The sequence below is a fragment of the Chryseobacterium sp. GQ58 genome (assembly GCF_059758895.1).
In genome coordinates, this window is record NZ_JCAXEH010000003.1 from 64,268 (window position 1) to 78,747 (window position 14,480).

Consider the following 14,480-nt stretch of genomic DNA (forward strand, 5'->3'; position numbering starts at 1 on the left):
CCCTATTCTTCTAGTTTTGTGGTATCAAACTTTAAATATGAAGAAAGTATTTTGCACAATTTTAATATGTGCTTCTTTAATGGTTTTAGCTCAGAAAGGTACAATCTCTGGAAATATCAATGATAATTCTCAGATTGCACTTCCGGGAGCAAAAATTACATTAAGCCCCGGAAATATTTTTACTGTTTCAGATGAACATGGTAATTTTATATTTCTCAATGTTCCGTCCGGAAATTACACCTTAAATGTTGATTACACCGGATATGGAAAAAAAGAAATTTCCATTGTGGTAGATCCCGATAAAAATACCAAACAAAATATCGTGTTCAGCAGAAAAGAAACACTGATCTCGGAAGTGAAAATAAAAGGTTTTGCTCTTCAGAACCAAGCCCGTGCGCTCAATAAACAGAAAAGCAATGCTAATATTACCAATGTAATTTCGGCAGATCAGATGGGGAAATTTCCTGATGCCAATATTGGTGATGCTTTAAAAAGAGTTCCCGGAATTACCATGCAGAACGATCAGGGTGAAGCAAGAAATATCATCATCAGAGGTTTGGCTCCCGAACTGAATTCCGTAACATTAAATGGAAATAGAATTCCGTCAGCGGAAGGTGATAACAGAAATGTACAGATGGATCTTATTCCTTCGGATATGATTCAGATAGTTGAGGTCAATAAAACGCTTACTTCGGATATGGACGGCGACGCCATTGGAGGATCTGTAGATTTGATTACCAGAACCGCAGCTGAAAAAGAGAGAATTTCAATTTCTGCCGCTTCAGGTTATAATCCGATTCGTTCAAAAGCTTTATTTGCAGACAGTTTTGTATACAGTAACAGATTTTTAGGCGGAAAATTAGGATTCGTTCTCAATGGTTCTTATAATAACAACGATTACGGTTCTGATAATGTAGAAGGGGTTTGGACGAAGGATGATGCCGGAAACATTTATATGGAGGAAATGGATGTCCGAAAGTATGATGTAAAACGTGAAAGAAAAAGTATAGGAACTGATCTTGACTTTAAATTTAATGATAAAAACAACATTAGAATTTCCGCTTTATACAACTGGCGAGACGATTGGGAAAACAGATACCGATTGAGGATAAAAGATATAGAACCTATTTATTCGGATGCTGCCGAAACCAATATTTCAGGATTTAATGCAGTGCTCAATCGTCAAACAAAAGGTGGAATCAATAATAAATTAAATGATGCAAGACGTCTGGAAAGGCAGATTATGCAAAATTATTCCATACTCGGAAATCACGTTATCGGAAGTAAGCTGGAAATGGATTGGGGTGCATCATATTCAAAAGCCGAAGAACAAAGACCGGAAGAAAGATATATTTCATACGAAGCCGAAACCGCAGATAATGGAGAAAGCATCAGACTCGGAAGCAACTTCTCTACAAAAAAGCCAATGTTTACTTTTCAGAACCAAGTGGGACTTGCCCAATATGCTTTGGATGAACTTACAGAGCAAAATGGTATAACGTATGAAGAAGAAATCACAGGAAGGCTGAACTTCAGAGTTCCGTTTTCAGTCATTGAAAATCAAAAAGGTCGTTTGAGATTTGGCGGTAAAGCAAGACTAAAATTTAAAAAACGTGAAAATAATTTCTTTTCCTACGAACCCAACGGAAATTTTATGGATCACTTGGGACAGGCGGATTTAGTGAATTGGAATGGCCGGTTTAATCCTAATTCAGCTTACGCTCCTGGATATTTCGCAAGCAATACCTATTTGGGAAATCAAAACTTAAATTCTTCAGCGTTTGAACGTTCAGGCGAACCTTCTGAATTTCTTTCAGCAAATTATTCTGCAAACGAAAAGATATATGCGGGATATTTGAGATGGGACCAGAATTTTACAGATCAACTTTCAATGATCATCGGAGTGCGAGTTGAAAACACGCAAATTGATTATACAGGAAATGTGGTAGAAGATGAAGAAAATCTTACCGGAAGCAGAAGTGTAGAAAGTCAGTACACCAATTGGTTGCCTAGCATTGCTTTTAAATATGTTCCAAATAAAGATTTGGTATTGAGAGCAGCGTATTCTACAGCTTTGGCAAGACCCGGTTATTATAAAATTTCTCCATATATGAATATCTTACCAAATGACAGAGTTGTTTCTGCTGGAAATCCAGATCTGAAGGCGTCTTATGCCCACAATTATGATGTAATGGGAGAATATTATTTCAAATCGGTCGGGATTTTGTCTTTAGGAGGTTTTTATAAAAAAATCAATAATTTTATTTACGATTACAGAGATCAAACTTTTAACAGAGAAAAATTTGCTCAGATGTTTCCGGATGTAGGAAACACTTTGGAAGACGGTCAGAATTACACTTTGGTACTTCCACAAAATGGTGAATCAGTTCAGGTATACGGTTTTGAAGCGGCAGTTCAAAGACAGCTTGATTTTCTTCCGGGCTTTCTTTCACACTTTGGTATTTATTTAAATTATACTTTTACAAAATCCAAAGCGAAAGGAGTTTACAATGCAGACGGAGATTTGAGAACGAATGTGATGTTACCGGGAACTGCGCCTCACATGTTCAATTCTTCATTATCATGGGAAAACAAAAAATTATCGGCAAGAATTTCACTTAATCATGCAGCGGCGTATCTTGATGAGTTTGGATCTACAGATTTTGAAGATCGTTATTATGACAAGCAGACTTTCTTAGATGCTAATGTGTCATATGCAATTACCAGTTTTATGAGAATTTTTGCAGAGGCTAACAACTTGAGCAATCAACCGTTGCGCTATTATCAAGGTGAAAAAGACAGAACCATGCAGATGGAATACTATATGCCCAGATATACATTAGGATTGAAATTTGATTTTTAATAAGATGAATAAAAGAATAAATACAAAGAAAATTGTTGTTGTATTAGGAGTTGTGATTTTGTTCAATTCCTGTTCAGTAATTAATGATAAAAAAAACGCTTTAAAGCCGGATATAATTACTGAAAAAGTAATGTTTGACACAGATGATCCTGCAATTTGGATCAACCCTGATGACGCATCGAAAAGCGTAATCGTAGGGACAGATAAAGAGACCGGAGGAGGACTATATGCGTTTGATCTTAAAGGGAAAATTATCAATAAAATAACCGGATTAGGACGTCCGAATAATGTTGATATCGGTTACGGACTTTTTCTAAACGGGAAATCTATAGATTTTGCAGCAGTTACAGAAAGAGAAACCAACAAAGTTAAAATTTATTCTGTTCCTGATTTAAAAGAAATCGGAGAGTTTTCAGTATTTGATGGAGAGGAGCTTCGAGCACCAATGGGAATTTCAGTGTACAAGAATCCGGAAACTCGGGAAATATTTGCAATTGTTGGAAGAAAAACAGGGTCGAATAATCAATATTTATGGCAGTATAAACTTTCTTATGAAGATGGAAAAATAAATGCTGAGGTTGTAAGAAAATTTGGTCAATTCAGCGGGCTAAAAGAAATAGAAAGTATTGTGGTAGATGCAGAATTGGGCTTGATTTATTATTCTGATGAGATGTACGGAGTACACATTTATCATGCAGATCCTACAAAAGGCGATGAAGAAGTTTTATTGTTCGGAAAAGGTGATTTTAAAAGAGATATTGAGGGAATTTCAATATATCCTACAGCCCCGGGAAAGGGATATATTTTAATTTCCAATCAACAGGCAGATACTTTTAATGTTTATCTAAGAGAAAATCCGGCAAAAGGAAAGATTGCAGAAATCCCCTTTTCTACAAGCGAAAGTGACGGTTCCGAAGTTACTGCCATAGCTCTGGGAGACCGTTTTCCAAAAGGTGTTTTCGTTGCAATGAGTAACGGCAAGGTCTTTCATTATTACGATTGGCGTAAAATTGAAGAGCAAATTAAAAAGGAACAATAGTTTTATTCAATCATTATATTAAATCCTGTTTCAGACGAACATGTACTTAATTTAATTTAATCATAAACATATTTAGGTTCTTTCCTTTAAATTATCATTTAAAAAATATTTTTGGAATCAACACTTGCTATATTAATAATAAATTCTATATTTACCATTACCAAATACAATTTAAATATTAATATTTTAGGATTATGATTACTAAATATCAGGATTATGTAGATTCTGTTGAAAAGTTAAAGCATAATGTCTTTAGCACTGATATCCTTAACAACTTTAAAGAAAATCCTTTTGTAAGTGTAAAAACAGATACTGATAAATTTTTTACTAATTTAAACAGGTATCACCTATTGTCTGGCAACTCCACTTTTGACAGACAGGCCTCTTTCTTTAAAGATGTCGTCTTTTACCAACTTATCAATCAATTGGATACTCAATGTAATTATAAGCTTTTTACTGATGAACTTATTGAGATTTATAATCCAGATCTAATACCGAAAACCGGTTTGTTTTGTTCGTTTCATTATGGCGCTTTCATTCAGATTCCAACTATTTTGAAAATGCAGGGTATAGACTTCGTCATTGTATCCATGGCGATTGATAGTAATGATGTGGTCAATTGGGAGACAAAAAATAATTCCGGAAGTGAAATTATAGAACAAATTGACCAGCCTATCTCAATCAATCCTTTTGAAAAGGAAAGTATTTTTAAAATATATAAATATCTAAAAAAAGGGGTTAGTGTATTAATTTATCTTGACGGAATACAAGGAAATGTTGACCAACAGGACAAAAGGATAAAAAAAATAGATTTCTTCGATCAGCAGCTGGCATTATCTTCAGGTATTATGGAAATTTCACAAAAATTAAAAATACCTGTTGTGCCTGTAATAGCAGAACGGACAGAAGATTACAAAATAAGAGCAGTTTTCCATCACCTTGAGAATAGAGAAGATTTCTCTGATGAAAATTATGCTCAAAATGCTATTCAAAATACAGTCAATATTTTGGCTGGCTATTTGACAAAACAACCTGCTCAGTGGCAGGAATGGACACATATTCATCAAAAAATGATCTATAGAAATCCAAAAAAAGACAACAAATCAGGTTTCTTTGCCAAATTCATTGAAAGGGCTAGACAGTCGATGTATAATAAAAAGCCTTCAGCAAAATCACGGTTAAAATTTAATACTGATGAATATGAGATTGTAAGTATCAACCATGAATCTTATATTGTGTGCATCCGAAATTATGTAAGTTTCAAAATTACCGATAAGCTAAGACAGATCCTTTTATCTCTTGAAAAATCTGAAGCCACCATACACCATCTCAACAAATTTGTACCTAGCAGTTTGCTAAAAGATTTATTACATAATAAAATTATAGTCTCAAGGTAGCAGAGGCCACAAAAAAACTAAATATGACTGTCGTAGTTACTGGAATGGGTATTATCTCATCACTGGGAAAGAATGTTGTAGAAAATAGGAACAACCTGTTTTCTGGAAAAACATTTGTAGACCTCCCGAAATATTTGCAGACAAACAATAATCATTTTCCTGTAGGAGAAGTCAGCTATAGTGATGAATCTTTACAGCAGATGTCAAACACATCTTTAAAAGAATTGTCGCGTTCGAGTTACCTTTCAGTTATTGCCGCTAAAGAAGCAATTAAAGAAGCGGAATTGGACATTAATAAAGAAAAGATCGCACTTGTAACAGGCTCCACAGTTGGAGGAATGAGAGAAACAGAAGTACTGTATAAAGAATATTTCAATAATGACTTTGAAGGAAGCTATCTTCAAAACCATGAAGGAGCAAGTATAACTGAAGATCTTGCCGAAATCTTGAATATCAACCTTAATATATCTATCAATACCGCATGCTCTTCTTCACTCAATACCATCATGTGTGGTGCAAGAATGATTAAGAATGGAATATGTGATATTGCCATAGTTGGAGGCTCAGATGCATTATCGAAATTTACTTTGAACGGCTTTAATTCCCTTTTGTTATTAGATAAAGAAATATGTAAACCTTTTGATACGGATAGAAAAGGAATAAATCTCGGAGAGGCGGCAGGCTATCTCGTTTTGGAGTCTGAAAGTTCGGCAAAAAGGAGAAACAAAACTCCGATTGCTAAATTATCCGGCTATGGAAATGCAAATGATGCACACCACCCTTCAGCCTCATCCGATTATGTCACCGGCTTACAGTTATCAATGAAAAAAGCCCTCGAAAAGGCAGGTCTAAATCCTTCCGAGATAGATTATATTAATGCGCATGGCACAGGAACCCGGAATAACGACAGCACAGAAATTGCTTCGATGCAGAAGATTTTCGAAAAGATTCCACACTTTAGCTCTACAAAATCATTAACCGGACATTGTCTCGCAGCGGCAGGAATTGTTGAATCCGTTTTTTCAATCATTTCTCTGCAAGAAAACAGACCGGTTCCTAATTATAATTTCAAAAATCCTATAGAAGAAAATTTACCTTATTTAGGAGAAAGTGTAAATAAGGAGATCCTCCATGTTATGAATAATTCTATTGCAATGGGCGGTTTTTGTTCAACATTAATATTTTCAAAAGCAATCTAATGAAATTTTATATTGAAAACTCATACAGCATAGGACCTTTTGATCATCAGGATTTTAACGATTTTACTACCCAAACTCCAGAACACAACATTTATAATGTTATAGAACCTGATTATTACGAATGTTTAAAAACTCATATCGTACGCAGAGGATCCCGCAGTGCAAAATATGGCATGTTTGCTGCCCTGAAATGCATGGAGAAAAAGCAGGCAGGAAATATAGACGGTATCATCGTCAGCACATCTCTGGGTGGTCTCAGTAATTTTGAACAATTCACAATGAAAATGATTGATCTTGAAGAGGTAAATCTTTCTCCAAATCCATTCATACAATCACTTCACAGCACTTTATCCGGGAATCTGGCCATAGAATTGGGGACCCATGCTTACAATATTACCTATACAAACAGAGGAAATGCTTTTGAAACAGCTCTTTTGGATGCTGAAATGAATTTCATGGAAGGCCAAAATACAATCCTTGTTGGAGCCTCAGACGAAATTTCACCTAATTATCACGTATCTGTTATAAAAGATAATTTTCTTAATCGTGAAGATTATTCCGACAGTTTATTCGGAGAAGGAGCAGCCTTTTTTAGATTGATAAAAGACAAAAATCAAAATACCGTTACCATAGCAGCTGTAGCTACATTCTATAATATTGATGCAGAAAGGTTTAAAAAAGAAATATCAAATCTTTTAGATAAGGAAGAAATATCTCATGAAAATATTGATGTAATCATATCAGGATTAAATAAAAGCTTCTCCCACAATCAATTGGCAACAGAATCCACAATCTATTATAAGGATTTTGTAGGTGAATACCCCACTTCCATTTCTTTTGCTTTATGGCTCGGAGAACAAATTATCAGGGAAAATATTGTTCCCGATGTATTTAACAAAAAGATTGATAAAGAAATCAGCAATATTTTGATCTTGAATGAATACAGAAAGTACAAATCTATAATTATCCTTTCCAAATAATAAAATATTGGCAAAAATAGGCATCATATCACCACCGACCCTCGGACATGTAAACCCTTTCCTTATATTAGGCAGTGCCCTTACTAAAAGGGGCCATGAAGTCGTTTTCTTTCAACAGATAGATATGAAGGAAAAAATAGAAAAAGCGGGCATCCGGTTTTGCAGACTCGGAAAATCTCTACCATTGAATTCTATCAAAAATGTACAGCAGGAGCTGGGAAACATGCACGGCTTAAATGCCATGAGGTTTTGGATGAAGCAACAGATTGGCTTATTTAAAATGTGGTTCATAGATCTTCCCAAATTGGCAGATCATGAGCAACTCGATTTTTTGCTCGTTGATCAAAGTGATCCTGTAGGTGCTTGCGTTGCAGAGTATAAAAAAATCCCCTTCATTACCATTTGCATGGGATTGGATTTGGATTGGGAAGAAGAAATCCCACCCTTTTTTCTTGATTGGGAGTATGGTTGTAGCGAAAAACAGATCAAGCGCAATAAAATAGGTTTTAAAAATTTTGTAAAGGATTTCCAACCGCTATTTGATTATATTAATAAAAAAAGAGAAGAATATAAAATATCTTCATACGATTATACCAAGACACTTTATCCTGTATCTCCTATTGCACAAATAGCACAAATTCCGCAATTTCTGGATTATCCTCGAAAGCATAAACCTGATGTATTTTATAATGTGGGACCATTTATAGATTATGATGATACATTTACTGTTGATTTCCCGTATGAAAAACTCAATGGAAAACCGCTCGTTTATATTTCTTTAGGAACTATTCTGAATATGCGCTCCGATTTATTTGAAATGATCGGCGAAAGCTTTTCGGATATTGATGCTCAGCTCGTAATTTCTACAGGAAATAAATTGTCTCAAATAAGTACAGAAATCTTACCAAAAGACACCATTATCTCTGATTATGTTCCGCAACGTAACGTTTTGGCCAAAGCTGCACTTTGCATAACGCACGGTGGATTAAATACGGTGATGGATGCCTTGAGTAACGGAGTTCCGGTGCTTGTCATTCCGATATCGTTTGATCAGCCCGGAACAGCGGCAAGGATAAAATATAAACAAGTGGGAGAATTTATCAAATACAATACGCTCTCTAAAGATGTGATCAACGAAACTGTAAAAAAGATCATGAACAACTCCCGTTACTACGAAAAAGCAGGAGAAATGAAAAAAGCTTTTTCAGAGCTAGACGGTTTAGGAAATGCTATCAATATAATAGAAAAAAAAATAATAGAACATGTTTGATAACGACAATTTAACAGCCCTTGAAGCTCAGAAACAGGCTACTTTCATATGCTATGCGCCAATGATATTTCAGTCAGTAAAGACTATGCTTAACTTAGGAATCATGGATGTGCTTAAAAAAGCCGGCGAAGAAGGTGTAGCTCTGGAGGAAATTGTAGAGCAAACCGGTGTTTGGAAATATGGCGTCAGGGTTCTTCTTCAATCTTCATTGGGGGCTGGTGTAGTTTATAAGAAAGACGAAAGGTATGCCCTTACAAAAACTGGTGTTTTTCTTGCCTCCAAACAACTGGCGGCACAAATCCATATCAATTTTGTAAATGATGTATGCTACAACGGAATGTTTTATCTCGAAGACAGCATAAAGAATAAAAAGCCTGAAGGATTAAAGGTTTTAGGTGAATGGGATACAATATATGACGGACTTTCTGAGCTGTCAACCGAAGTGAAAAAAAGCTGGCTTGATCTTGATCATTATTTTTCAGATGTTTCTTACGATGCAGCTTTTAACATCCTTAGCAAAGAAAAATTTAATACTATTTTAGATTTGGGAGGTAATACCGGAAAATTTTGTCGGTATCTGATTAACAAAATGCCTGACGTTGAATTTACGATCGCAGATTTGCCGGGACAGATCGGTATGGCCAAAAAAGAAATGGAAGCTTCGGGATTGGATACTTCAAAAATAAGTTATCAGACAATGAATATTCTAAATGAGAGCTCGGAAATTCAGGGAAAATTTGATGTTATATGGATGAGTCAATTTTTGGATTGTTTTCATGAGGATGATATCACTCTCATCCTCAAGAAATGCAAGAAAGCCTTAGCCGAGAACGGAAGTATTTTTGTACAGGATGCCTTCTGGGACAGACAAAGATTTGAGACAGGAGCTTTTTCTTTACAACAATTTTCTCTCTATTTCACTGCGATGGCCAACGGAAGAAGCCAGATGTACGATTTTCCGACTTTCAGGGAAGCTGTAGAAAATGCAGGCCTCGAGATTGTTGAAATCAACGATCATCTGGGACGAAGCAACAGTCTTTTAAAAATAAAATAAACCATTTGATGTATTACCTTCTATATTCTCACAATGTAATTGTTTGCGGCAAAGACAAAGCTGCAATTTATGATCTTCAACATGCCAGCATAATGTACATTCCCAATGCGTTTGTCACGGTTTTGGAGAAACTGGAGACCATGAAAATAGAAGATCTAAAAAATATTTTTTTTCAAAATAAACCTGAAATATTGGATCAATATCTTGAGAAGCTCACAAAAAATAATATGGGAAGATATGTTTCTGATCCTGAATCTTTTCCGAAGCTGGATTTTTCATATTTTTTTCCAGGAACGATTCATTCTGCCGTGTTGGAAATAGATATGTCGGGGTATGATCCTTTTCCGGTTATCAACTATCTCGAAAGTTTAGGATGCCGACATCTGGAATTGAGGGTTAAAATAGGTTCAGAACTATTAAACAAATTCAAAGAAACATTGAAGGTATGGGAAGAAAATACAACACAATCTTTAGATATTTTTTGGCAGTTTGACGAATCTGTGACGGAAAAAGAAATAGAAGACATTTATAATAAATTTCAAAAAATAAATTCCATCATAATTTATGGTTCACCTGAAAATAAAGAAATAAAAACTTCTCTAAAGTATAAAAACGCATCTTTACACGAACTGGAAAAAGAAGGCATGAATACAGATAAACTTATCCTGGATATGAAATATTATTCTGAAAGTCTGAATTATAACACGACATATCATAACAAAGTAGCCATTGATTATGCCGGAAATATTCGCAATATCATCTTTGATCAGAACATTTATGGTAATGTAAATGAAGACAATCTAATCGACGTGGTAAATGACGAAGTATTTCAGAAGTTTTGGAAAATAAGCGCAGATCAAATAGAAGAATTGAAGGACTCTCCACTCAGATATGCTACTTATAATCCGTTTCCGATTTATGAAAAAAACGAAAAGTATTATATTAATTATTTAAACCAATAAATATTGATGAGAAAAATTGCCTTCATAACCGGTGCTGCGAAAGGGCTTGGACGAAATATCGCAATCAAATTTGCAGGTCAGGATATTGATTTGATTCTTCATTACAATAAATCGGCAGAAGCAATGGAAAGCCTTACGCAGGAGATTTCTCAATATAATATTTCTGTACATACAATTCAGGCAGATTTTACGGATAATGATCAGCTGGATCATTTTTTTGAAGAAAAAGTGGCTCCAATACTTAATGGCAGACCTTCTAACGGGTTAGATTATCTAATTAATAACGCCGGGATTTATGAATTTGATAACTTTAATAAATTAAATACACATTTTCTGGATAAGATATTCAATATCAATTTCAAGGCTCCGTTGCTGCTTATGAAAAACTGTTTAAAGCAGATGAATGACGACGGACGGATCATCAATATCCTTTCTACGACAGCCTCGAGGCCTTATAGAAAAATGATCGCTTACGGAGCATCAAAAGCGGCACTTCAAAATGCATCCAATGCTATGATCTCGGATTTTGGAAAAAGGAATATTACAGTAAATAACATCATTCCGGGTGTTTTAGCTTTGGACAGTAAAAAAATTGCCGTTAGTGAAAAAATCATCAACGATATGTACGTCAAGAATTATGCAATAAAACGAACCGGAACTCCGGAAGATATTACAGAACTGATCCTTTTCCTAATCAAAGAAAGCTCTGGTTGGATCACCGGTGAAAACATTGAAGTTTCGGGAGGATATATATACCAATAAAAATGAAAGATATAGAAACCCGTTTAAAAATATTAAACAAACTATTCAATAAATATTCTGAGAAATCTGATGTGTATCTGCATTCCGAATACCTTCACAAGGATATCAGATCACCTAAAGCAGTTTTAGAAATAGTACAGGAAACTGTAGCCATAAAAAGTGCTGTAGATGTAGGTTGCGGGCTAGGTTCATGGCTTTCTGTGCTGATCGATCAAGGTGTTGAAGATGTTTTGGGAATTGACGGAGATTATCTTCCTCTTGACAAAATCATGATTCCTCAGGATAAAATTTTATGTACAAACCTTGACGAAGCCTTTCCTGAAATTGATAAAAAATACGATCTGGCCATATGCCTGGAAGTGGCAGAACATTTGAGTCCGGAATCCGCGGATGCATTGGTTAAATTTTTGACAGGCCTTAGTGATGCTATCCTGTTTTCCGCTGCCGTTCCTTATCAGGGCGGGATCAATCATATCAACGAACAATGGATTGAATACTGGAAAGAAAAATTTAATGACCTCGGATTTGAATATTACGATCTGATAAGAACCCGCATCTGGAATAATCCTGATGTAAAATGGTGGTACAAGCAAAACTGTTTTCTTGTCCTAAAGAAAGACGTATTCGGCGGATTGGAATCAAAAGAAATACTGAATATAATACACCCCGAATTGTTTCTTCAATACAGAATACTAGATGATAAATAATTTAAAATCTTAAAAAATCACCATCACAAACAATTAATAATGAAAATCACTCATGCTTTTGAGATAAAGTTTTTACTTTTGATCGCAATCCTATTCTCTGCCGGTTTTACCAGTCAGGTAAAAATAAGCGGAAAGATTGTAGACGCAAGAGAAAATCCTGTTTCCGAAGTACTGGTTTATATACAGGGGAATTTTTCAGAATCAGAAACAAACGGGCTTGGTATATTTGAACTTGAAAGTGAATCCCTAAAATCCGGCGATACCATTATTCTTGTCGCTCATAAAAAAGGATTTGCAGATAAAAGTCAAGAGATTGTAATTAGCAATCACATTATCGACAATATTAAAATTAATCTAGGAGAAAGAGTTTCTATTGTAGACGAGGTTTTTATTGACAAGATACATACACGAGAAGTTCAGGAGCAGAAGCCACTTGCTAAAAGTGATGTAGATATTATTCTAGGATCACCGGAATCTTCTGTACTTGCCGCAATGAATTACTTACCCGGTATTCAGCAGGTTGGTGAAACCGGAGAACTTTCTGTGAGAGGTGGCGAAGGCAGTGAAACAAGATATATATTTGACGGCATGCTCGTTAATAATATGGTAGGAGCAAACATCGATGGACAAGCAGGAGGCTCCAGGCTTTCACCGGCGTTATTTAGGGAGATGGCGATTATGCCGGGCGGATTTTCGGTAGAATATGGCAATGCTCTTTCTTCTGTTGTAAGGATGACATCTAAAGATATTGCTTACAACAAAAGCTTCAGCCTTCTTGTATCTCCATTTTCTTTAGATGCGCAATTGGCATTGCCTGTAAGTCAGGAAAGAAAGCAATCAGTAGAAGTTGGAATTAATCTTATGGATTTCGATCCATATTCACGTACAATAAAGGATGACCTTGATTATCAGTCTCTAAGAAATGGCCCTTATAGCATTTCTGGAAATATCTTTTATAAAAACAACTTTTCAGATAAGCTGAAGTTCAAGTTTTTTTCTAATAATTCGTTTACCAGGATTGACGCCCTTGCTTTGGATATTGATAATCCTTCCCAGGAACTTTCTTCAACCGTAAAGAATCTTAATCATTTTAATCAGGCTACGCTTACTTATGAAAAAAACGCAAACACAAAGTTCTTTTTCGGAGTTAATCATACTTTAAATTCGGATGAAACTCAGTACAGAAAAAATGAAAATTCACTGAACTATCTGAAAGACTTTAATATCACTCAGATAAAAACAAGTCTGAACAAAAAGATCTGGAAAAATTCATATCTCAATAGCGGATTAGAATTTTTCATAGAAAAATCTGATGTGGTAAATTATGATCGATCAGTGGATTATGTCAACAGGTATGCAGGTTTATATACAGAGTTTTCTACTAAACTTTTCAAAAACATATATGCAAGTATAGGGGCGAGAGGAGAATTTTCATGGCTGGTGAAAAAATCAAATTTTGGTGGAAGATATGATCTGAAGTATTTAGATAATTCCAATAAAAATGAAGCCGGTATTTCTTATGGAAACTTTTATCAGCAACCCAATATCCTATATAATTCGGACCTTAATAACTTAAGTTTTTACCGTGCAGATCATTCGATCATCTATTACAGATATAGAAACAACGGGCGCAACTTTTCTTTAGAATTGTATGATAAAAAATACAGCAATCTGCCGTTGTATACTTTGGACAAAACCATATATGACGGATATGGCCACGCAAGAGGTATTGATGTATATTTCCGGGATGGAAAAACTATTCCCAATATGGAATACAGAATAAGCTATTCTTATACGGATGCCAAAAGAAAATATCTTAACTATCCTGTTGAAGCCCCTTTCCAACTCAATTCAAAAAATAAATATACTGTATCTACCAATTATTCTTTATTTGGCGGAGATGTTTTGCTGGGATTATTTTATAATTATTCTTCAGGAAGACCTTATTATAATCCTAATATTGGTGATGATGCTTTTAATTCTGAAAAGACAAAGGATATTCATGATCTTTCTTCCAATCTTATTTATTCTTTCAAGGTTAAAAGTACTGCCATGCTCCTTATTTTTTCCGTAAGCAACTTGCTGGGAAATGATAAAATATATGGCTATACTTATTCTGAAAATGATCCGCTATTAAGAAGAGAAATCTCACCGATGTACAAGAGATTCTTTTTTATAGGTATCAATGTGGCTTTTGGACTCAATAAAAACAATGATCTTATAGATCAAATTTTAAATAGAAAATAA

The 14,480-nt window shown here is 35.0% G+C and carries 11 protein-coding genes; all 11 read left to right on the top strand.

The features are described 5' to 3' along the window. Positions 1-37: 37 nt before the first annotated feature. The 11 genes from AC6CHK_RS08275 (at position 38) to AC6CHK_RS08325 (ending at position 14,480) form a co-directional block, all read left to right on the top strand. Positions 38-2,863, top strand: a complete 2,826-nt coding sequence (locus AC6CHK_RS08275) for a TonB-dependent receptor (protein ID WP_498095181.1) — start codon at positions 38-40, stop codon at positions 2,861-2,863. A gap of 4 nt (positions 2,864-2,867) precedes the next feature. After that, positions 2,868-3,902 (top strand): phytase, encoded by a 1,035-nt coding sequence (locus AC6CHK_RS08280; protein WP_498095182.1) that lies wholly within the window; start codon positions 2,868-2,870, stop codon positions 3,900-3,902. A 194-nt stretch (positions 3,903-4,096) separates the two neighbouring features. Next, positions 4,097-5,299 carry an LpxL/LpxP family acyltransferase gene (locus tag AC6CHK_RS08285; protein ID WP_498095183.1) on the top strand — a complete coding sequence of 401 codons (1,203 nt, stop codon included), beginning with the start codon at positions 4,097-4,099 and terminating at the stop codon, positions 5,297-5,299. A gap of 23 nt (positions 5,300-5,322) precedes the next feature. After that, positions 5,323-6,498: a beta-ketoacyl-[acyl-carrier-protein] synthase family protein gene (locus tag AC6CHK_RS08290; protein WP_498095184.1), complete on the top strand. Its 1,176-nt coding sequence runs from the start codon at positions 5,323-5,325 to the stop codon at positions 6,496-6,498. Further along, entirely contained in the window at positions 6,498-7,478 is a 981-nt protein-coding gene (locus AC6CHK_RS08295) for a beta-ketoacyl synthase chain length factor (RefSeq protein ID WP_498095185.1), read from the top strand. The genes AC6CHK_RS08290 and AC6CHK_RS08295 overlap by 1 nt, the downstream gene beginning before the upstream one ends. 7 nt (positions 7,479-7,485) lie before the next feature. Continuing rightward, positions 7,486-8,748, top strand: coding sequence for a glycosyltransferase (locus tag AC6CHK_RS08300; protein WP_498095186.1), 1,263 nt, complete (start codon positions 7,486-7,488; stop codon positions 8,746-8,748). Continuing rightward, positions 8,741-9,802, top strand: a complete 1,062-nt coding sequence (locus tag AC6CHK_RS08305; RefSeq protein ID WP_498095187.1) for a class I SAM-dependent methyltransferase — start codon at positions 8,741-8,743, stop codon at positions 9,800-9,802. The genes AC6CHK_RS08300 and AC6CHK_RS08305 overlap by 8 nt, the downstream gene beginning before the upstream one ends. Before the next feature lie 8 nt (positions 9,803-9,810). After that, positions 9,811-10,764, top strand: a complete 954-nt coding sequence (locus AC6CHK_RS08310; RefSeq protein ID WP_498095188.1) for a hypothetical protein — start codon at positions 9,811-9,813, stop codon at positions 10,762-10,764. A 6-nt stretch (positions 10,765-10,770) separates the two neighbouring features. After that, the gene (locus tag AC6CHK_RS08315) at positions 10,771-11,526 is read left to right on the top strand and encodes an SDR family NAD(P)-dependent oxidoreductase (protein WP_498095189.1); all 756 of its coding nucleotides are present in this window, start codon (positions 10,771-10,773) and stop codon (positions 11,524-11,526) included. A 2-nt stretch (positions 11,527-11,528) separates the two neighbouring features. Continuing rightward, the gene (locus AC6CHK_RS08320; RefSeq protein WP_498095190.1) at positions 11,529-12,233 is read left to right on the top strand and encodes a class I SAM-dependent methyltransferase; all 705 of its coding nucleotides are present in this window, start codon (positions 11,529-11,531) and stop codon (positions 12,231-12,233) included. A gap of 39 nt (positions 12,234-12,272) precedes the next feature. After that, on the top strand, positions 12,273-14,480 hold the full coding sequence (locus AC6CHK_RS08325; RefSeq protein WP_498095191.1) for a TonB-dependent receptor: 2,208 nt from the start codon (positions 12,273-12,275) through the stop codon (positions 14,478-14,480).